The organism is Natrinema thermotolerans, assembly GCF_031165565.1.
Classification (GTDB): domain Archaea; phylum Halobacteriota; class Halobacteria; order Halobacteriales; family Natrialbaceae; genus Natrinema; species Natrinema thermotolerans.
Genome location: NZ_CP101873.1, coordinates 2,530,563 through 2,550,187 on the forward strand (window position 1 = coordinate 2,530,563; position 19,625 = coordinate 2,550,187).

Here is a 19,625-nt window from a genome sequence, read left to right on the forward strand (position 1 = left end):
TGTATCTGCATCTACATACCGAGCGAAGAGACAGTAGTCGAATTCTGTCTGCTGTGGCGTTCTCACTCCTCGGATATTACACCTATCTTTCGAATCAGCTTCTACTCACAGTATTACTCTCAATAACAGCAATTTCGACGCTGTTCTCTTTGGCGCATGTGCGATACCTCAATCGATAATACTCGACTAGTATAGTGGTTGGGTGAACGAGTAGAAGACCGGTAATTCTCCGAGTAGCGATCGACAGTGGACGACGAAACACCTAACACCGTTCCCGGGGCAAGTGAGACGTATGATCGAGTCCGTCGCGGCGACCGACCCGTTCGACGGCCCGTGCGGCACCGTTTTCGTAGGGGCCCCGTAGCCCCGCATTCCCACCCCGTTTCGACGGATGTATTGTCGCCGACCAGCATTCACAGCACAACGACCGCTCTATGGACGACAATCGACTGCACGTTCGAACTTCGACGGATCGACGACGCCCGCGACGGGCGGTGAGAGCATGAGCATGGACGCGCCCGAACAGGCCGACGAGCCGAGCCTCGAGGGCGGCTACGACCCCGAGGCGGTCGAGTCGCGCTGGCAGGAGCGCTGGGTCGATTCGGACGTCTACGCCTACGACGGCGACGAGAAGCGCGATCCCAACACCGTCTACGCGATCGACACCCCGCCGCCGACGGTCTCGGGGAGCCTGCACATGGGCCATCTCTACGGCTCGACCCTGCAGGACTTCGCCGCGCGATTCCAGCGGATGGCCGACGGCGACGTCCTCTTTCCCTTCGGCTACGACGACAACGGGATCGCGAGCGAGCGCCTGACCGAGAAGGAACTGGACATTCGCCATCAGGACTACGAGCGCCGGGAGTTCCAGGAACTCTGCCGCGAGGTCTGTACGGAGTACGAGGCCGAGTTCACGGAGAAGATGCAGAACCTCGGGACCTCGATCGATTGGAACAACACCTACAAGACGATCGAACCGCGCGTCCAGCGGATCTCCCAGCTGTCCTTCCTCGATCTCTACGAGAAGGGCCGCGAGTACCGGAAGAAAGCGCCCGCGATCTGGTGTCCCGAGTGCGAGACGGCCATCTCGCAGGTCGAGATGGAAGACGACGAACGGGGCTCGCACTTCAACGACATCGCGTTCGAACTCGCGAGCGACGGGACGGACCGCGACGAGTTCATTATCTCGACGACGCGCCCCGAGCTGATCCCCGCTTGCGTCTCCGTCTTCGTCCACCCCGACGACGAGGAGAACCAGGACCTCGTCGGTGAGACCGCTCGCATCCCGATCTTCGGCCACGAGGTGCCGATCATCGAGGACGAACGCGTCGACATGGAGAAAGGCAGCGGCGTCGTGATGTGCTGTACCTTCGGCGACCAGAACGACATTGAGTGGTACCAAGCCCACGACCTGCCGCTGCGGGTGGCCATCGACGAGTCCGCGACGATGACCGACCTCGCCGGCGACTACGAGGGCATGTCCACCGAGGAGGCCCGCGAGGCCATCGTCGAGGACCTCGAGGCCGAGGGTTCCCTGCGCGACCGCTGGGAGATCACCCACGCCGTGCAGGTTCACGAACGCTGTGATACCGCCGTCGAGTACCGCGTCTCCAAGCAGTGGTACGTCGAAATTCTGGATCACAAGGAGGAGTACCTCGAGGCCGGCCGGGAGATGGACTGGTACCCCGAAAAGATGTTCTCTCGTTACCAGCACTGGATCGAGGGCCTCGAGTGGGACTGGCTCATCTCGCGCCAGCGCGACTCGGGGATTCCGTTCCCGGTCTGGTACTGCGCCGACTGCGATCACGAGGTCATGGCCGCAAAGGAGGACCTTCCGGTCGATCCGCTGAGCGACGACCCACCCGTCGATCACTGTCCGGAGTGTGGCCACGACGAGTTCGTCGCCGAGGAGGACGTCTTCGACACGTGGGCGACCTCCTCGCTGACGCCGCTGATCAACGCCGGCTGGGACTGGGACGCCGACAGCGAGGCGTTCACGATGGACAACCCCGAACTCTACCCCTTCGATCTCCGTCCGCAGGGCCACGACATCATCTCCTTCTGGCTGTTCCACACCATCGTCAAGTGCTACGAACACACCGGCGAGGTGCCCTTCGACGCGACGATGATCAACGGCCACGTCTTAGACGAGAACCGCGAGAAGATGTCGAAATCGAGAGGGAACATCGTCGCCCCTGACGAGGTCCTGGCGGAGTATCCCGTCGACGCAGTCCGGTTCTGGGCCGCAAGCGCCGCCGTCGGCGACGACTTCCCGTACCAGGAGAAGGACCTGACCGCGGGCGAGAAACTCCTCCGGAAGCTCTGGAACGCCTCGAAGCTCGTCGACACCCTCGCACCGCGCGAGCCCGACGAACCCGCCGACCTCGAGGCGATCGACCGCTGGCTGCTGGCGGAACTCGACGACGCCGTCGCGGATCTGACCGCCCACTTCGAGGACTACGAGTTCGCGAAGGCCCGCGACCGCCTGCGAACGTTCTTCTGGAGTACCTTCTGTGACGACTACCTCGAGATCGCCAAGACCCGCGAGGACAACCCGTCGACGCAGTACGCGCTGCGGACGGCCCACCGGACCTTCCTCGAACTCTGGGCCCCGTTCCTGCCCCACGCGACCGAGGAGATCTGGCAGGCCGTCTACGCGGACGGCGAGGCGGCCCTCGAGGACAGCAGCATCCACGTCCGCGACTGGCCCGCACCGCAGGGATACGAGGCCGATCTCGAGGCCGGCGAGACCGCCATGGAGGTCATCTCCGCGCTGCGCCGGTACAAAAGCGAGAACCAGCTGCCGCTGAACGCCGACCTCGAGTTGGTGTCGGTCTACGGCCCGGTCGACGGCTTCGAGGACGCGATCCGGAACGTGATGCACGTGCGGGAGCTGACTCTGCTCGAGGACGAGCCCCAAATCTCGACCGAGGTCGCCGAAATCGACCTCGATTACTCGACGCTCGGGCCGAAGTTCGGCTCGAAGGTCGGCGAGATCGACGCCGGGATCGAGAGCGGCGAGTACGAGATCGTGAGCGCGGAGCAACGCTCCGCGGACGAGTCGAGCGGCGATGAGCCGCGAGACCACGATGACGACGGTGTGTTGCGCGTCGCCGGCGAGGAACTCGAGGACGACCTGTTCGAAGTCGAACTCGAGCGGACCTACTCCGGCGAGGGCGAGATGATCGAGACCGAATCGGCGGTCGTCATCCTCGAGGGCTGAAACGGCCGCCGAAAGCGGGTCCGTCGGAGCCCCGTTGGAACGTCGAGAAATCAGTACTGCAGTTCGCTAACTGCCGCCGTTCGTCGCGGCTGACTGCTCCATCGCGGACGGTGCTGGCCGTTTTCGCCATCCGTCGCGGTCGGCGACCGGAACGGTCCTCTGGCGCTCGCACCGAGGGTCGTGCGGCGTGACACCCACCCGACTGGGCAGTGTTCGGACGATTCTGTGAGGTATTCGCGATAGTGAGGAGCTGTTGTCTCCGTTCGGTGACCCGGAGCGATCCGGATCGCTTCGAGAAGGGACGAGTCCGAACCGAGTACACCGTGTTTGGTCTGAACGTGTCGTCTGTGGAGGGAGTGACCCAAGATTTATATATTAACCAAATATTCAATACAAGTATGCCGGACGAATTCGACGGGAAGACGGTGATCGTAACGGGAGCGGGATCGGGTATCGGACGGGCGTCGGCAGAACAGTTCGCATCTCGAGGGGCACGGGTCGTCGTCGCCGACGTCGACGAGGACGGCGGAACCGAGACCGTCGACGGAATCGAAGCGGACGGTGGTGAAGCGACCTTCGTGGCAGTCGACGTCACCGACGAAAACGACGTCGAACGGATGGTCGAAACCGCGTGTGAAACCTACGGCGGCCTCGACGTGGCCCACAACAACGCGGGTATCGAGGGGGAAAACGCGCCATTGACCGAACAGACGGCGGAGAACTGGCACCGCGTTCTCGACATCAATCTGACGGGCGTCTGGTTGTCGATGAAATACGAACTCCCGAAACTCGTCGAGGGGGACGGCGGTGCGATCGTCAACACGTCTTCGATCGCCGGCCTCGCAGCTGATGGGACCGCACCCTATACGGCGAGCAAACACGGCGTCGTCGGGCTCACCAAATCTGCGGCCGTCAACTACGCCGATCGGGGTGTTCGCGTCAATGCGGTCTGTCCGGGCGTCGTCAGGACCCCGATGGTGGAACGATCGCTCGAGGAACACCCCGATGCGGTCGAACGGATCACCGGCGAACAGCCCCTCGACAGGATGGCAGAACCGGTGGAAATCGCCAGTACGGTCGCGTGGCTCGCCTCGGCGGACGCGTCGTTCGTGAACGGTCACGCCCTTCCGGTCGAAGGCGGAAAACTCGCCTGAGTGGGGAGCCCCGATCCGACGAATCCAGTTCAGTCGTCGTCCGCTCGGGGCGCGCTCGAGTCGGCGTCGGCCGAGATGCGGTCGATGTGGGACTCGATCGCGGCCTTGAGCGAGTCGATCGACTCTGCCGGCTCATAGACGGTGAGACGCCGTGCCCGCGTTCCGATCAACAGCGAGAGGAGCAGTTCCGCCTCCACTGCCGGATCGATCCGTTCGAAGTCTCCGGCTTCGAGACCGCGCGAGAGGATGTCCGTGAGATGCGATTTGAGTTCGTCGTCGACAGCCAGGTACTGTTCCCGACAGTCGTCGTCGTGGGGCGCGTTGACCCGGAGTTCGAACATCGCGAGCATCACGCGATACGGCTCCTCGTCGACGGTCGTCGGTAACAGCGTGTCGACGAGCGTTTCGAGTTCGTCTCGAGGCGACTCCGAACTGGCCGGAAGTTCCGCGAGAAACCGCTGTAGAACGTAGTCGAGGAAGTCGACGAGCAGTTCGTTTCGCCCGTCGTAGTGGTAATAGATCAGTGTTTTGCTGTTCTCGAACTCGTCCGCGATGTCTTGGATCGTGAGGTCGCTGTACCCGTGTTTACTGACGGCGGTGTACGTCGCCTCCATGATGTCTCGCTTCCCGGGGTCCATCTCGTCGATCGCGTCCGAAGCACACATACCCGAGTCCTGCCGCCCCAGTAGCGTGTTCCTTTCGGGTCCCGAATCGAGGTCGATCGCTGCTTCGCTCCGCCCGTTCCCGTTTACGTCTCGAGTTTTTGCACCCGGATCGAGAGCGCGAGAAACAGTGCCAGCAGGACGAACGTGACCTCGCCGGCGGCGATCACGCCCAGTGCGTCGGCCTCGAGGAACATCGCCCTCGCGCGCTCGACGGGGATGATCGTGTGGTGGGGCTCGCCGACGATCGGGACGAAGTAGTCGACGATCAGGTTGCTCCAGTACCAGACGGCGGCGACGCCGACGGCCCACACCGGGAAGTCGCTGATCCGGTGGAGGACGAAGGCCTGGACGACCATCGCGAGGTGACTCCAGAAGAGGAAGTGATACATCCAGACGGGGAGGTACGCGTAGGAGTCGGCGAAGGCAAGCAGCGTGTACGGCGTCCACAGGCCGAGGACGACGTTGCCGAAAAAGGCGAGCGCGGTCAGCCACGGCTGCTCGCGACCCAGTTTCCAGGCGGCGATCGCCAGCGCGATAAACAGCGTCGCGAGCGGACTGTCGGGCACCCAGGGCCACAGCGCGGTCGCGGTCCCGGCGAACTGTCCCGAGTAGTACCAGAAGCCAAAGGCCGTCCCCGCGAGGTTGATCGCGACGACCAGCCACGCAAAGCGCAGGCCGAGGTCCTCGAGCGCTCTCGGGACCGGCGCGAGATAGGCCGGGAGCGACTCCTCGTCGTCCGCGCGTCCGCGCTCCGCCGTCCGAGTCGACGCGGTCATCGTCCGGCGCGACGGACGGCACCCGCAAAACAGTAGCGGTCTCCGAACCGGCACGCGCTGCCTCGAGCAGTGGTCCGGTCCGTGACCGCGGCCGGCCTCGGGAGCGACTCGCGAGCGATCCGGCGGTCGACGGCGCAACGGCGGTGACCGACCGCCGGGCGAGGCGAACGATTTCGGGGTCCGCGGCCGGACCGTTCCCAAAGAACACGCGTAAGTGCGACGACTCCTAAGCGCGCAGTATGTCGGAACCAGCCGATCTCGAAGAACTACGACGCGGGACCGATCTCGTCAAGCGCGGGTTCGCGCGGATGCAGAAGGGCGGCGTCATCATGGACGTCGTCAACGAAGAGCAGGCCCGAATCGCCGAGGACGCCGGCGCGGTCGCCGTGATGGCCCTCGAGGCCGTTCCGGCCGACATCCGCAAGCGCGGCGGCGTCGCCCGGATGGCCGACCCCGCCGACGTCGAGGCGATCGTCGACGAGGTCTCGATCCCGGTGATGGGCAAGTCCCGGATCGGCCACACCAAGGAGGCACAGATCCTCGAGGCGATCGGTGTCGACATGATCGACGAGTCGGAGGTCCTGACCCCGGCGGACGACGCCTACCACATCGACAAGCGCGACTTCACCGCGCCCTTCGTCTGTGGCGCGCGCAACCTCGGCGAGGCACTGCGCCGGGTCAACGAGGGCGCGGCGATGATCCGCACCAAAGGTGAAGCCGGTACCGGCGACGTCAACCAGGCCGTCCACCACCAGCGGACGATCAAGGGCGCGATCCGCGAACTCGAAGGGATGACCCACGAGGAACGCGAGGCCTACGCGCGTGAGATCGAAGCGCCCGCGGAACTGGTCCACGAGACCGCCGAACTGGGCCGGCTCCCGGTCGTGAACTTCGCCGCCGGCGGCATCGCGACGCCGGCCGACGCCGCCCTGATGATGCACCACGAGTGTGACGGCATCTTCGTCGGCAGCGGGATCTTCGGCGCGGAGAACCCGCCCGCGATGGCCGAGGCGATCGTCGAGGCGACGAACAACTGGGACGATCCCGAGCGCCTCGCCGAGATCTCGAAGAACCTCGGCAAGGGGATGAAAGGCGACGCGAACGCCGACCTCCCCGAGGAAGAGAAGCTGCAGGACCGCGGCGTCTGATCGGCCACGACTCGTTTCCTCGACGCCTCGTTCTCCGCTCGTCACGGACGCTGCACACCGACCCACGCAGCGTTCGTCGTCACCGGTCAGTCCACACTCACTCCTCGAGCGACACGTCGTAGGCGGTCACGCCGAGACGCCGGAGCCGCGGTCCGGTGGCGGCGACTTCCGCGGCGGCGATCCGCTCGTCGTACGCGACTCCACCGGGTCTGACGTTGCCGACCGCAACGCGTTCGGCGACGATGCCGCCCCGTACTGTCGGGTTTCCCTGCAGCGAGACGCTCGAGTCCGGCGCGTAGACCAGTCCCGCGACCGTCGGGGTGCCCGTCGCAGTCGCGACGGCGCCGTCGGCCGAGACGAGCAACTGCGTTCGGCCCGGATCGGATTCGTTTCCGAGGACGGCGTTCCCGCCGACGGAAACCGGCCCGTCCGCGAGGACGGTCACGTCGTTCTCGCCCACGTGACGGAGGGCGTCGCCCCGAACGTCGATCGAGTCCCGGACGACGACCTCGACGTCCCCGTCGGACGTATCGAACGTGTGCCCGTCCTCGAGCGCCTCGACGCAGTAGCGACCGGCCTCGAGGACGTCGTCGGGCTCCTCGAACCCCGTTCGTTCACACGCCGCGACGCGGCCGGAGACGTAGCTATCGACCGACGGGTGGTCGTAGCCCGCTCCGGAGACGCTCCCGTCGACCCGGTCGGCGTCGACGCTGGCCGCGTTGACGTCGCCCTCGATCGGCGGCGCGTTCCGGTGGATGTCGACCTCGTGTGCGGCGATGGCGGTATCGATACCGCCGATGTCGGGCGGGTCGGTCAGTTCGAACCGAACGCGGTCGGTCCGCCCCGCCGAACATCGTTCGGTGACTCCGCCGGAGAGCGTCGATTCGATCTCGCGCTGCCAGCCCTCGCAGTAGGTACTCTCGATCTCGATCCGCACGTCGCCACTTCCCGCCGACCGGCGGTCGCCCCGGCCGACGCGTGTCGGCGATTCCGACCGACTCACGACGCCGTCGATGGCGTTCCCTCGAGTCCGCGTCTCGACGAACCGAACGACGGGGAACCACAGCGACCCGTCCCGATACTCGAGCGGCGGCGCGGAGACGGCGACGGTCCCATCCCCGTCGGACCGCCACACGCCGCCGCCCTGGGACGCGATCTCGGTGTCGCCGTTGGCGTACGTGACCGCTCCGAGCGGTTCGTCGTACAACACCTCGGTCCCCGACCCGTCCTCGCGGACGATCCGCACGCGGCCGGCGTCCGCTCGCGTCTCGAGCGTCCCGCGTTCGAGTCCCTCGATCGTCACCGGGACCCGGTCGTCGCCCGCCTCGGTCGCCGTCCGGGTCGCGTGCGTGAACGCGAGCAGCGAGCGCTCGGCGTGTTCGATCTCGACGGCCGATTCGGATGCCTCGAGGCCGGAACCGCCGAACAACAGGACCGCGCCGGATCCGACGACGACGATACCGACGAGCAACACGTAGCCGAGCAGGTGTGTCTGTCCTCGATCCAGATCCGTCGGGACGCCGCCGGACGACGTTTCGGCGTCCCGCTCGATCCTCGGTACTCCCCCGCTCCGCGGCGCGTCGAACTCCCCCCGCATACGGGAATCGATCCCTGACTGTCACGGATAGTTATCAGTCGAGTTCCGACCCGTAATCGGCGGCCTACCAGGTGGTAGACGGTCGTTACGGCGGTTCGATTCGACGAACTGCCCGGAGAGTTCGACTACCTGGCACGCGATATGACGACGGCAAACAGGAACAGCAGGTACGTCACTAGCGTTCCGATCCCCGCCGAGAGGACTGCCGTCGGTGCGAACGCGACGCCGAGCCCGACGATACCGAACGACAGCGCGAGCGCCGCGAGCTGGACCGGCCTGCGCTCCCAGTACGCCCGGACCGTCCCGTAGTACTGGAACGCGACCAGCTCGAAACCGATCGTCCCGACACAGCCGAATACAAAACAGGAAATCGAGAGCCGGGAGCCGACGTGAGCGAACGCGATCACGAACCCGGCCAGCGAGATCGACGCAAGTACCGCGTCGGTTCGAGTTCCCATCGCCGAGCTACGAGCCGTCCCGGTACAGCGTCGCCCCCTCGCTGACGGTCGTCTGGTAGGCCCGACTCTCGACGCCGGCGGCGTCGAAGGCGTCGACCATCGCCGAGGCGATCGCCCGCTGGTCCCCCCGGTGACAGACCGCCAGAATCCCGGGGCCGGCTCCGCTGACGGTGACGCCGGTCGCGCCCGCCTCGAGGGCGGCCTCCCGAACCCGGTCGTAGCCGTCGATGAGTTTGGTGCGCTCGGGCGTGACGACCGTGTCGGCCATCCCCGTGCCGACGAGATCGGGATCGTTCCGGCTCATGCCGACGGCTAGCGTGGCGGCGTTGCCGACGGTATCGACGAGTTCGTCCATCGTCGCCGACTCGGGGACCACGCCGCGCGCATCGCGCGTGGAGACGGAGATATCGGGGAGGCAGACGACGACGGGGACCGAGGCGTCGACCTGCGTGACCCCGTCGTCGGTGACGACGGTAAACCCGCCCAGTAGCGAGGGTGCGACGTTGTCCGCGTGGGCCTCGCCGGAGACGAGCGCCTCGCCCTCGGCGGCGATCGGCACGAGTTCCTCCCGGGTGCGACCGCGGTCGTACAGGGCGTTCAGGGCGACGGCCGCGGCGGCCGCGCTCGCGGCCGACGACCCCAGCCCCGACGAGGGACGGACCCCCTTGTCGATTCGGATGCGAGCGGGGGCGTCGAGCGCCTTCGCAACCGCACCGACGGTGTTCTTCTCGGGGTCTTCGGGGATGTACTCGCTGCCGGCACCGGTGACCGAGATCGTCGTCTCCGGTGCGCGTTCGACCCGGACGACGTCGGCGGGCGTCCCGAGAGCGACGCCGAAGACGTCGAAGCCGCTCCCGAGGTTCGCACTCGTCGCGGGGGCCCGCACGGTGAGCATGCCGATTCCTTTCCAGACTGCAGTCAAAAAGGTAGCGAACGACGACGGCAGCCGCCGCGGCTGCCGTCGTCACCTCGAGCGGTCCCGATCGGGAACCGGCTCGGTCGATCGTCGTTACTCGTCGTCGGTCGTGCCGAACGTGAAGACGTCGTCGTCGTCGCCGTCGTCAGCGTCGGTTCCGCCGTCGTCAGCGTCTCCCTCGTCGGTGTCGTCAGCGTCGTCGACCGGCTCGAGCGGTTCGGCGGCCGCATCGTCGCTGTCGGCTTCCTCGTCGACTTCGAATCCGGGACTCTCGTCGGCCGCGGGTTCGCCCTCGGTCGCCGATTCCGTCTCGTCGGCCAGCGGGTCGGCCGGCTCACTGTCGTCGGCCAGCGGATCCGGTTCGTCGGCGTCGGCCAGCGGGTCGTCCGTCTCGCCGTCGTCCGCGAGCGGATCCGTTTCGGTGTCGCCGCCGAGCGGCTCGGCTGACTCGTCGTCGGCCAGCGGATCCACATCGTCGGTCGCGGTCGCTTCGTCGGCGTCCGTCAGCGGCTCCGCCGCCGCTTCGTCCTCGATGCCGAGAATCTCCTCGGCACCGATCTCCTCGGGGGTGTCGGCGTCCTCGACCGCGGTCGCGGGCTCGGCGTCCGTTTCGTCGGCGCTCGATTGCGTCGCCTCGAGGGCGTCCCCGTCGTTGTCGTCGTCCGTCGGCTCGGCGTCGGCCGCGGGCGCGTCGTCGTCACCGATGCCGGGACTTGCCGCCGTCTCGGTGTCGTCGGCGTCGGTATCGAAGGTAATCCCCTGTTCCTGTTCGTCGGCCCCGTCGTCGACCGCGTACTCGGGTTCGGTCTCGCTAAGTTCCGTATCGACGTCGAACGCCGACTCGAGTTCGACGTCCGCGAGGTCGATCTCGGTGTCGAACCGGTCGAGCGCTTCCGAGAGCTGCGAAGCCTGTTCGGAGAGACTCGAGGCGGACTTGGTGACCTCGGTCAGTGCAGTGGTCTGTTCCTCGGCGGCGGCGGCGACGTTTTCGGCCTCGGAGGTCGTCTCCTCGGAGATCGTGGCCGCGTCGTCGACCATCGCGACGACCTCCTGAGTCGAGGCCGCCTGCTCTTCGGTCGCCGCGGAGATCTCCTGGACACCGACGTTGGTCTCCTTGGCGAGGTCGGCGATCTCCTCGAGCGCGCTGACTGCCTCCTGGACCTGCCGGCTGGCGTTCTCGATGTCGCTACTCGTGCCCTCGACCTCGGCCGCGGACTGCTCGGTCCGATCGCGGATCGCCTCGAGGCGGTCCTCGGCCTCGTTGGCGGCCTCAGCGACGTCTTCCGAGAGTGCCTTGACTTCCTTGGCGACGACGGAGAACCCTTCGTCGTCGCTGCTGCCGCCCGCGGAGCGGGAGGCCTCGATGTTGGCGTTCAGCGCCAGCATGTTGGTCTGGCGGGCGATCTCGGAGATCGTGTTGATCAGCTCGTCGATCTGCTGGACCTCCTCCTCGAGCCGGCGGATCTCGCTGACGGCCGACTCGGACTCGGTCTCGATCTCTTCCATGGCGGCGATCGCCTCTTGGGCGGCTTCCTGCCCTTCCTGTCCGGTGTTGACGGTCCGTTCGGCGATGTCGGCGACCTCGTTCGAGGAGGCGGCGATCTCCTCGGTCGTCGTCGAGAGGCCGCTCATCTCCTGGTTGACCGACTGTAGCGACTCGTTCTGTCGGTCCGCACCGTCGGAAATCTCCTGAATCGATTCGGTGACCTGCTGGGAGGCCGAGCGGACCTCCTCGCTCGAGGCGGTCACCTGTTCGGAGGCAGTCGCGACGTCGGTCGCGAACCGGTTGAGTTCGGCGATGGTCTGCTCGATCTCGTCGAGCATCTCGTTGAAGTCCTCGCCGATCTGTTGCATCTGCTCGTTGTCGCTGTTGGCGTCCGCGCGGGCAGTGAGATCGCCGTCGGCGGCGTCGCCCATGACCGCACAGTACTCGGCGGCCTTGTCCTCTAGGTGGTCGTTGATCTCTTTGACGCGTTCGCGCTCCTGTTCGGCCTCCTCACGGGCGGCTTCGGCCTCGCGGATCTGTTCGCGAAGGGCGTCACGCATCGAGTCGAAGCCGTTGTAGAGCCGGCCGATGTTGTCGATCCGCTTCGTCTCGAGGTCGACGTCGAGGTTGCCCTCCTCCATCTGGCCGGCCTTGTCGGTCAGTCGGTCGATGGAGACGGCGGTGTTCCGGCCGAGGACGGCACCCACCATGCCGATCATGAGGACGCCGAGGATCGTCGCGTAGATCCCGTACTGGTTGACCGCGTTGACGAACCCGAAGGCCTGATCGGCGGGTTCGTGGGTCACGACGACCCAGTCGGTGCCGAACACGCGTGCGGAACTCGTGACGTACTCGTCGTGGCCGTCCGATCCGAACCCGTAGGCATCGTTCTCGAAGGTGAGTGTGGAACTATCGGTCTGCTGGGTCGTCGCACCCTCGGTCCGTGCGGACTCTAACAGGCTACTGTTGCCGGCGTAGGCGGTCCCCAGCGTCGAGTGGTTGCCGCCGTAGTTGGCGTTGTCGAGCATGATCTCGTCGTCGCCGTCGACGACCATCGTCGTGACCTTCTCGTCTTGGAGCTGGTTGGCGTAGGCCTGCAGGTCGGCGGTGTAGACGATCGCCCGATCTTCCGTCTCGGGCGAGTACTGGACGTACGTGATCACCGTCGTCTCCTCGCCGAGTTCGCCCTCGGCGAGGTAGGCGTCGGAGACCCACGGAACGTTCGTGGTCGCCTCCTCGTAGGCGCTCGCGTCGACGTTGTCCATCTCGGTTGCGGTCGTCCCACGAAGCTCCGCGTCGGTGCTTGCCGTGACCGTGTCGTTGCTGGTATCGACGTAGGAGATGTCGAACGTGTCGGCGTCTAGGTGTTCCTCCCAGTCGAGGAACCGCTGTTGGATCGCCTCCGGATCGTCACTGGCGACGACGTCCGATCTGGCGATCGTACTGATCGTATGTTCGTTCTGTTCGTTCCACATCTGCAGGCTCTGTGCTTCCTGTCCCGCTGCAGACGCGTGGTCGTTCTGCACCCGATCCTCCACCTGGTTGGTAATTGCCCCCGTTGCAGCGTATCCGATGAGACCGACGGAGAGTCCGAGAATCAACAGCGCGATTCCGAACTTGACGGCGTACCGCCGTCGGATAGCTGTCGGCACCAGTCGTCGAGCGAAATCCATGGATAGATCACGCGTGATTTCGTCGGTACATAAATTGTCAGGCGTGGTTATCGAAGCTGATAATGGCACCGTTTCACCACATCGTCACACACATAGTCGAAATCCTCTCCCTTGTCCAATTCTTCCGGGCCAATATAGTAAAATAAAGTATTTCGAACCGTATCGGTGGCTGGAACGAATGTCTCTCCTGCCGCTCTCGACGAGTCACAATGCTATACTTTCGAGATCGGTAGCTTCGCAAACGTTAAGAAACGGAGGTCGAAACGACCGTTCAATATGGCTGAAGATAGCTGCGGCCGTCGGAACGGCGGGCGCGCTCCAACCGATACGCCAGCACGTGGGCCGAACCGCCGCCACGTGCTGAAAACGACGGCCGGCGGTGTCGCCGGACTCTCGCTTGCGGGCTGTCTCGAGACCGCCGGATCGATCGTCGGCGATGAGGTGGTCGAGCCGGTTCGGATCGGCGTGCTGGCACCCGACCCGGATAGCAATCCGACGGGGCAATCGATCGTTTCCGGTGCTGCGATCGCCCGCGCGCAACTCAACGACAACGGCGGCATCGACGGGCGGGATGTCGAACTGGTCCTCGGTGACACGAACGGAAGTCCGCTCGAGGCGCGCCGCCAGTACCAGCGACTGATCCTCGATGAGAAGGTAGACGCGACTATCGGTATTGCCACGACCGAGGTGCTGATGGCGTTGATGGACGACATCGCCGAGCAAGCGGTTCCGCACCTCACTGTCGGTTCCGCGACGTCGGGGGCGAGTCAGTTGGTCAACGACCAATACGAGAAGTACAAGTATCACTTCCGTGCCGGCCCGATCAACGACGTCAATCTCGCCGAAACCCAGATCGACTTCCTGGACGATATGGGCGGCGAAATCGGCTGGGACTCCGTTGCGATTCTCGTGGAGGACTACGACTGGACTGAGAGGCTGTGGCGGGTGTACCAGAACCGACTCGGTGACGTGAACGTCGACGTTGCGATGCAACGACGATACCCGCCGGCAACTGACGACTTCTCGGACATCTACGACGAGGTCGAACGATCGGGTGCCGACGCAGCGATCGTTTCGGCGGCCCACACCGGTACCCAGGCCGTCATGGATTGGGGGCCGGCGGAGCGGCCGTTCGCCTTCGGCGGGATTCACGTCCCGATGCAACTCTCCTCGTACTACGAGAAGGTCAATGGTGCGTGCCGTTACGCGGCCGGCTACGCCTTCGCGACACCGACCGCTGAAACCACCGACAAGACCCAGCCGTTCGTTCAGGAATATCAGAACAGAAACGGAGGGGACGCCCCCGTTTACACCGGCTATATCGCGTTCGACGCGATCAAACTCTTCGCCGATGCGGCCGAACGGGCCGGTACGTTCGATTCCGACGACCTGGTTGGTGCGCTCGAATCGACCTCCTTTACCGGAACGACCGGAACGATCGAGTTCCACGATGCGGACCACGAACACGCCCACGACGTCATCTACGGGGAGGATAACGTCCATCCGCTGTACTTCCAGTGGCGGGAAAACGACGATGGCGAGGGCGTTCAGCGGACGATCTGGCCCGACACGTACTCGACGACCGACTACGTCGAACCCGACTGGTTCTGAGGGGGATTCGGCAGGCAACTGCCTATCGCTCTCTCGCGACTGCCGGCGGTACAGCCAGCGTCTCGGTTGTGGCTGTCTGGCACCATCGAAGTCCGTCGGAACCTCGTCCAGCGGCAGCGAAGCGATGCGGACGGCGAGACGAGACAGCAGGGTGTGACCCGGCCACCAGACGTGGTGATTGCCGACTGCAGTCCTCGTTTCGTCCTTGAGCAGTGACTGCGCGGCGAAGGTGGCGGATGATACGAGCCCCACTCGCCAAGTAGCATATCACATAATATGTCCAATATGTTGATTGTAATATTCGAAAACACTAAGAAACAGAGGTTGAAACGATCGTCAGGATGAATGCGTACAAGGGACGTGGTGGGGAATCGAACGACCGAACGACGTCTCGTTCTCGGAGGGTCGACCGCCGACGGTTCTTGAGGGCGACGGGCGGGATCGCCGCTGGTGCATCGCTTGCGGGCTGTCTCGGGACGTATGGCTCGATCGTCGGGAACGACGAGGCCGAGCCGGTTCGGATCGGCGTGCTGGCACCGGATCCGGACAGCGATTCGACCGGCCGCTCGATCGTGCAGGGCGCTCGGATCGCCGTCGACGAACTCAACGAAAACGATGGGCTGCTTGGCCGAGACGTCGAGATGGTCGTCGGCGACACGAACGCGAGTCCGACGGAAGGTCGTCGCCAGTACCAGCGGCTCATCCTCGAGGAGGACGTCGACGTCACCGTCGGCATCTCGACGACCGAGGTCCTCGAGCCGCTGATGGACGATATCGCCGAACAGGAGACCGTCCATCTCACGGCCGGCTCCGCGACGACGACGGCCAGCGAGAACGTCGGCTCGGACTACGACAAGTACAAGTATCACTTCCGAGTCGGGCCGATCAACGGGACCAACCTCGCACAGGCACAGATCGACTTCCTGACCGAGAAAAGCGAGAGCATGGGCTGGGACTCCATCGCCGTTCTCGCGGAAGACTACGACTGGACCGACGGCCTGTGGGCGTTCTACCAGAGCCAGTTCCCGGACACCGACATCGACGTCGCCACGTGGGAGCGGTATCCGCCGGCGACCGAGGACTTCTCGGACATCTACGATGACGTCGAGGCGTCGGGGGCCGACGCGGCGTTCATCTCGACGGCCCACACCGGTACTGCGGCCTTGCAGGACTGGCGACCGGCCGAACGTGAGTTCGCGTTCGGCGGTATCCACGTGCCGATGCAACTCCCCTCGTACTACGAGGAGACCAATGGTGCCTGTGAGTACGCCGTCGGCTACGCCAGTGCAGTGTCCACCGCGGAGATCACGTCCAAAACGCAGGATTTCGTCTCCACGTACCAGTCCAAACACGGCGGGACGAGTCCGGTCTACACCGGCTACATCGCGTACGACGCGGTCAAGGTGTTCGCGGATGCGGCCACGCGCGGCGAGACCGTCGCGTCGACGGATCTGGTCGGGCCGCTCGAGGAGACCTCGTTTACCGGTACCACCGGCACCATCGAGTTCCACGGCCAGGACGGCCCACACCCCCACGACGTCATTTACGGCGAGGGCAACGTCCATCCCGTCTACTTCCAGTGGCAGGAGACCGACGACGGCGAGGGCGAGCAGACGGTCATCTGGCCCGACGAACACGCGGCCGACGGCGACGAGTACGAACAGCCGGACTGGTTGTAACCCGCTCGAGTTTTTCCCGTTTGCCGCCGTTTCGGCGCTGGTTCCATCCGATAGCGGTCGGTCCTCACGACGACTGCCGTCGTTTTCACCGGTCTCGACGAGCAGCGACGGCCCCGTTTGTCGGTCCAACCTGTACCGCCGAGATATCCGTTCGGATGGGAACTCGGACGACCGGTTAGGCCGATGGCTGGCGCTTGGCCACATCGATTGCGTTCGGAGCGTCCGTCCAGCGACAGTACAGCGATACAGGCGGGAAGTAGGCGACGCAGGAGCCGAGATCCGGTCGCCGGATTCGCCCTGGCCAGTCATCGATTCCCGGTCACGCTCCGAGCGGCGACTGCCCGGTGGTGCGGACCGGCACGAGCTGCTATGCGTATCGACACGTGTCATTCAATAAGTAGTATTCTGATTGTAACTATGCGAAAACACTAAGAAACCCAAGGAGAAACGCTTGTCAAGATGAATGGGAGCAAGGGCCACGGTACCGAACCGAACGACCACTCGACGTCGCGTTCTCGGGCACTCGACCGCCGACGGCTCTTGAGAGCGACGGGTGGAGTCGCCGCCGGCGCATCGCTTGCGGGCTGTCTCGGGACGTACGAATCGATCGTCGGCGGAAGCGCTACCGAGGGACCGGTCAGGATCGGGTTGCTCGCACCCGATCCGGACAGCGATCAGATCGGCCGGTCGATGGAACGCGGGGCGTCGGTCGCGGTCGACGAACTCAACGACAACGACGGAATCGACGGGCGGGACGTCGAACTGGTCGTCGGCGACACGAACGGGAGTCCGTCCGAGGCCCGGCGGCAGTATCAGCGGCTCATTCTCGAGGAGGGCGTGGACGTGACGATCGGCGTCTTCGCCAGCGAGGCACTGATGAACATCATCGACGACATCGCCGAACAGGAGACGGTTCACCTCACGTCCGGTGCGGCGACGACGGCGGTAAGCCAGCGCATCAGCGAGCAGTACGAGAAGTACAAGTATCATTTCCGGGTTGGGCCGAACAACAATCACGACCTCGGCCAGATGCAGGTCGACTTCCTGACCGACAAGGCCGACGATATCGGCTGGAACTCCGTCGCCGTCCTCGTCGAGGACTACGACTGGACCGAGGAGCCGTGGAAGGTCTACCAGAACCAGCTCCCGAACGCGGGCGTCGACGTCGTCATGGAAGAGCAGTATCCGCCCGCGACGGAGGACTTCACGGCGATCTACGACGAGGTCGAGGCCGCCGGGGCGGACGCGGCGTTCATCACGACGGCCCACACCGGCACCGACGCGCTCCTGGACTGGGTCACGCCCCAACCGCGCCCGTTCGCGTTCGGCGGCATCCACGTGCCGATGCAACTCCCCTCGTACTACGAGGCGACGAACGAGGCCTGTCGGTTCGGGGTCGGTCAGAGCAGCGCGACGGCACAGAGTGAGCGAACCGACAAGACGGAGCCGTTCGTGAACGCGTATCAGGACGCCTACGGCGGATCGAGCCCGGTGTACACCGGCTATCACACGTACGACGCGGTCGCCCTGTTCGCCGACGCCGTCGAGAATACGGGGACGTTCGACGCCGACGAACTCGTCTCGTATATGGAAGAGGTTTCGTTTACCGGCACCGCCGGGACGGTCGAGTTCTACGGTCGGGACCATCAATACACGCACGATCTCCGGTACAACAGCTCCGATCCGGACCCGGTCTACTTCCAGTGGCAGGAAAACGAGGACGGCGAGGGATCACAGGAGATCATCTGGCCGGAGGACCGAGCGACGGCGGAGTACCAGACGCCCACCTGGCTCGCGTAATCTTCCGCTCGAGCGAGCGGCGGCGACCGCGTTTCTCCCCGTCGCCGCGTGGGAGCCCAGTGTCGGCTACTCCTTCGCCCCGGCGGGGCGTTCGGCCCCGGTGAATCGACCGAGACCAGCGAGCAACGCCACCGAGAGGCCGGCCCCGGCGAGGGCGAAGGTCGCGATCACGCCGAAAAACGCCGCCAGCGACGCCTCGCCGAGGACGAACCCGCCGACGGCGATGCTTGCAGCACCGATCCCGAACTCCCCGAGGTAGGTATAGCCATAGGACAACCCCCGGGTGTCCGGCGGCGTGTACACCGCGACGGCGTTCTGATAGAACGGCTGGATCGCAAAGAGAAAGAACCCGAACGCGCCACAGAGCGCGGCGACGGGGAGCAGTCCCAGTCCGGTCACGGGAACGAACGCCAGCGCCAGCGCCGCGAGGACGCCGAAAATCGCCAGCAGACCGCGGGCTGGCTCGAGCCGATCGGTCAGTTTCCCGCCGGCGTACTGGCCGCCCATCCCGACGACCAACAGGCCGACGTAGATGTAGTCCGCGGGCTCGATCCCCTCGAGGCCGGCGGGGACGACCAGTCCCTCGATGGCCGGCAGCCCGTGGAGAATCTCCGGGAGGTAGGTGAGCATCCCCCGGTAGTACAGCCCCTCGACGGCAACGATGGCGAAGATCAATGCGAAGGCGCTGGCGAACAGCGCCCGCGAGTCCGCGAGGAACTCCGAGAGCGACAGCGCGTCGTCGGGGCTGGCGTCGACGCCCTCGGCGACGGCCGCGGTGGGATCGAACTCCGCACTGAGTCCGTACAGCACCGCGAGGACGCCCGGCACGGCCAGGAGGGCGGCGACGAGTTGCCACTCGAGGACGATCAGCAGGGTCGCGGCGACGAAGGGGCCGAGCGCGATGCCGGTGTTGCCCGCGATCCCGTGCCAGGCGAAGACGGTGCCCCGTTCCTCGACGCCGGTGCTGATCAGCGCGAGGCCGGCGGGGTGGTAGACGCTGGCGGCGACGCCCCACAGGACGAGGCCGACGGCGATGGCGTAGATCGACGTCGCCAGCGAGAGAACGAGGAAGGCGGCGCTCATCCCGGCCAGACAGGCGACGATGAGCCGCTTCGTGCCGTATCGGTCCGCGAGGACGCCGCCGGGCAACGCGCCGATCCCGAAGGGGGCATAGCCCAGCGCGACGACGATCCCGAACAGGCTCACGCCCGCGTCGAACTCGGCCAGCCAGACGACCAGAAAGATCGGAATCGAGGTTTCGAACCAGTGAACCAGCGCGTGGCCGGCCATGGTAAACGCCGCGATCGATCGGTCGTTGCCCTCGAGTGCCATGATAGCCGTTGCTCAAACCCGGAGGCTCCGAATACTTAGCGACTTGGTCTTTGTCGCTATGAATCAACTCGATACGGGAATGCCTGACCAAGGAGACTATTATATTC

General features: G+C 65.2%; 13 protein-coding genes. 6 read left to right on the forward strand and 7 right to left on the reverse strand.

Annotated elements, in window-relative coordinates:
* Positions 1–508 precede the first annotated feature (508 nt).
* Positions 509–3,223: a valine--tRNA ligase gene (locus NP511_RS13045; protein ID WP_136396930.1), complete on the forward strand. Its 2,715-nt coding sequence runs from the start codon at positions 509–511 to the stop codon at positions 3,221–3,223.
* 398 nt (positions 3,224–3,621) lie between these two features.
* Complete coding sequence (locus NP511_RS13050; RefSeq protein ID WP_049965839.1) at positions 3,622–4,377, forward strand: glucose 1-dehydrogenase; 756 nt, start codon at positions 3,622–3,624, stop codon at positions 4,375–4,377.
* A gap of 29 nt (positions 4,378–4,406) precedes the next feature.
* Here NP511_RS13050 and NP511_RS13055 read toward each other — a convergent pair whose 3' ends face one another.
* Both NP511_RS13055 and NP511_RS13060 read right to left on the reverse strand, forming a co-directional pair.
* Positions 4,407–5,042: a TetR/AcrR family transcriptional regulator gene (locus NP511_RS13055; RefSeq protein WP_049965840.1), complete on the reverse strand. Its 636-nt coding sequence runs from the start codon at positions 5,040–5,042 to the stop codon at positions 4,407–4,409.
* 83 nt (positions 5,043–5,125) lie between these two features.
* Positions 5,126–5,818, reverse strand: coding sequence for a DUF1405 domain-containing protein (locus tag NP511_RS13060; protein WP_049965842.1), 693 nt, complete (start codon positions 5,816–5,818; stop codon positions 5,126–5,128).
* A gap of 239 nt (positions 5,819–6,057) precedes the next feature.
* On the opposite strand from NP511_RS13060, the gene pdxS reads away from it, so the two are divergent.
* The gene (gene pdxS / locus NP511_RS13065; protein ID WP_049965843.1) at positions 6,058–6,966 is read left to right on the forward strand and encodes a pyridoxal 5'-phosphate synthase lyase subunit PdxS; all 909 of its coding nucleotides are present in this window, start codon (positions 6,058–6,060) and stop codon (positions 6,964–6,966) included.
* Between the two features lie 97 nt (positions 6,967–7,063).
* Here the strand turns inward: pdxS and NP511_RS13070 are convergent, their stop codons facing one another.
* The 4 genes from NP511_RS13070 to NP511_RS13085 all read right to left on the reverse strand — a co-directional run bounded on the left by NP511_RS13070 (position 7,064) and on the right by NP511_RS13085 (position 13,096).
* Entirely contained in the window at positions 7,064–8,563 is a 1,500-nt protein-coding gene (locus NP511_RS13070) for a DUF7289 family protein (RefSeq protein ID WP_049965845.1), read from the reverse strand.
* Positions 8,564–8,688: 125 nt separating this feature from the next.
* Positions 8,689–9,021: a hypothetical protein gene (locus tag NP511_RS13075; protein WP_049965846.1), complete on the reverse strand. Its 333-nt coding sequence runs from the start codon at positions 9,019–9,021 to the stop codon at positions 8,689–8,691.
* A 7-nt stretch (positions 9,022–9,028) separates the two neighbouring features.
* The gene (locus NP511_RS13080; protein ID WP_049965847.1) at positions 9,029–9,916 is read right to left on the reverse strand and encodes a homoserine kinase; all 888 of its coding nucleotides are present in this window, start codon (positions 9,914–9,916) and stop codon (positions 9,029–9,031) included.
* Positions 9,917–10,030: 114 nt separating this feature from the next.
* A complete protein-coding gene (locus NP511_RS13085; protein ID WP_049965848.1) occupies positions 10,031–13,096 on the reverse strand; it encodes a methyl-accepting chemotaxis protein in 3,066 nt (1,021 codons plus the stop codon).
* A gap of 357 nt (positions 13,097–13,453) precedes the next feature.
* On the opposite strand from NP511_RS13085, the gene NP511_RS13090 reads away from it, so the two are divergent.
* The 3 genes from NP511_RS13090 (at position 13,454) to NP511_RS13100 (ending at position 18,186) form a co-directional block, all read left to right on the forward strand.
* The gene (locus NP511_RS13090; RefSeq protein WP_049965849.1) at positions 13,454–14,707 is read left to right on the forward strand and encodes an ABC transporter substrate-binding protein; all 1,254 of its coding nucleotides are present in this window, start codon (positions 13,454–13,456) and stop codon (positions 14,705–14,707) included.
* A 341-nt stretch (positions 14,708–15,048) separates the two neighbouring features.
* The gene (locus tag NP511_RS13095) at positions 15,049–16,386 is read left to right on the forward strand and encodes an ABC transporter substrate-binding protein (protein WP_049965850.1); all 1,338 of its coding nucleotides are present in this window, start codon (positions 15,049–15,051) and stop codon (positions 16,384–16,386) included.
* 459 nt (positions 16,387–16,845) lie between these two features.
* Entirely contained in the window at positions 16,846–18,186 is a 1,341-nt protein-coding gene (locus NP511_RS13100; RefSeq protein WP_049965851.1) for an ABC transporter substrate-binding protein, read from the forward strand.
* Positions 18,187–18,252: 66 nt separating this feature from the next.
* On the opposite strand, the gene NP511_RS13105 is transcribed toward NP511_RS13100, so the two are convergent.
* On the reverse strand, positions 18,253–19,518 hold the full coding sequence (locus NP511_RS13105; protein WP_049965852.1) for an MFS transporter: 1,266 nt from the start codon (positions 19,516–19,518) through the stop codon (positions 18,253–18,255).
* Between the last annotated feature and the right edge of the window lie 107 nt (positions 19,519–19,625).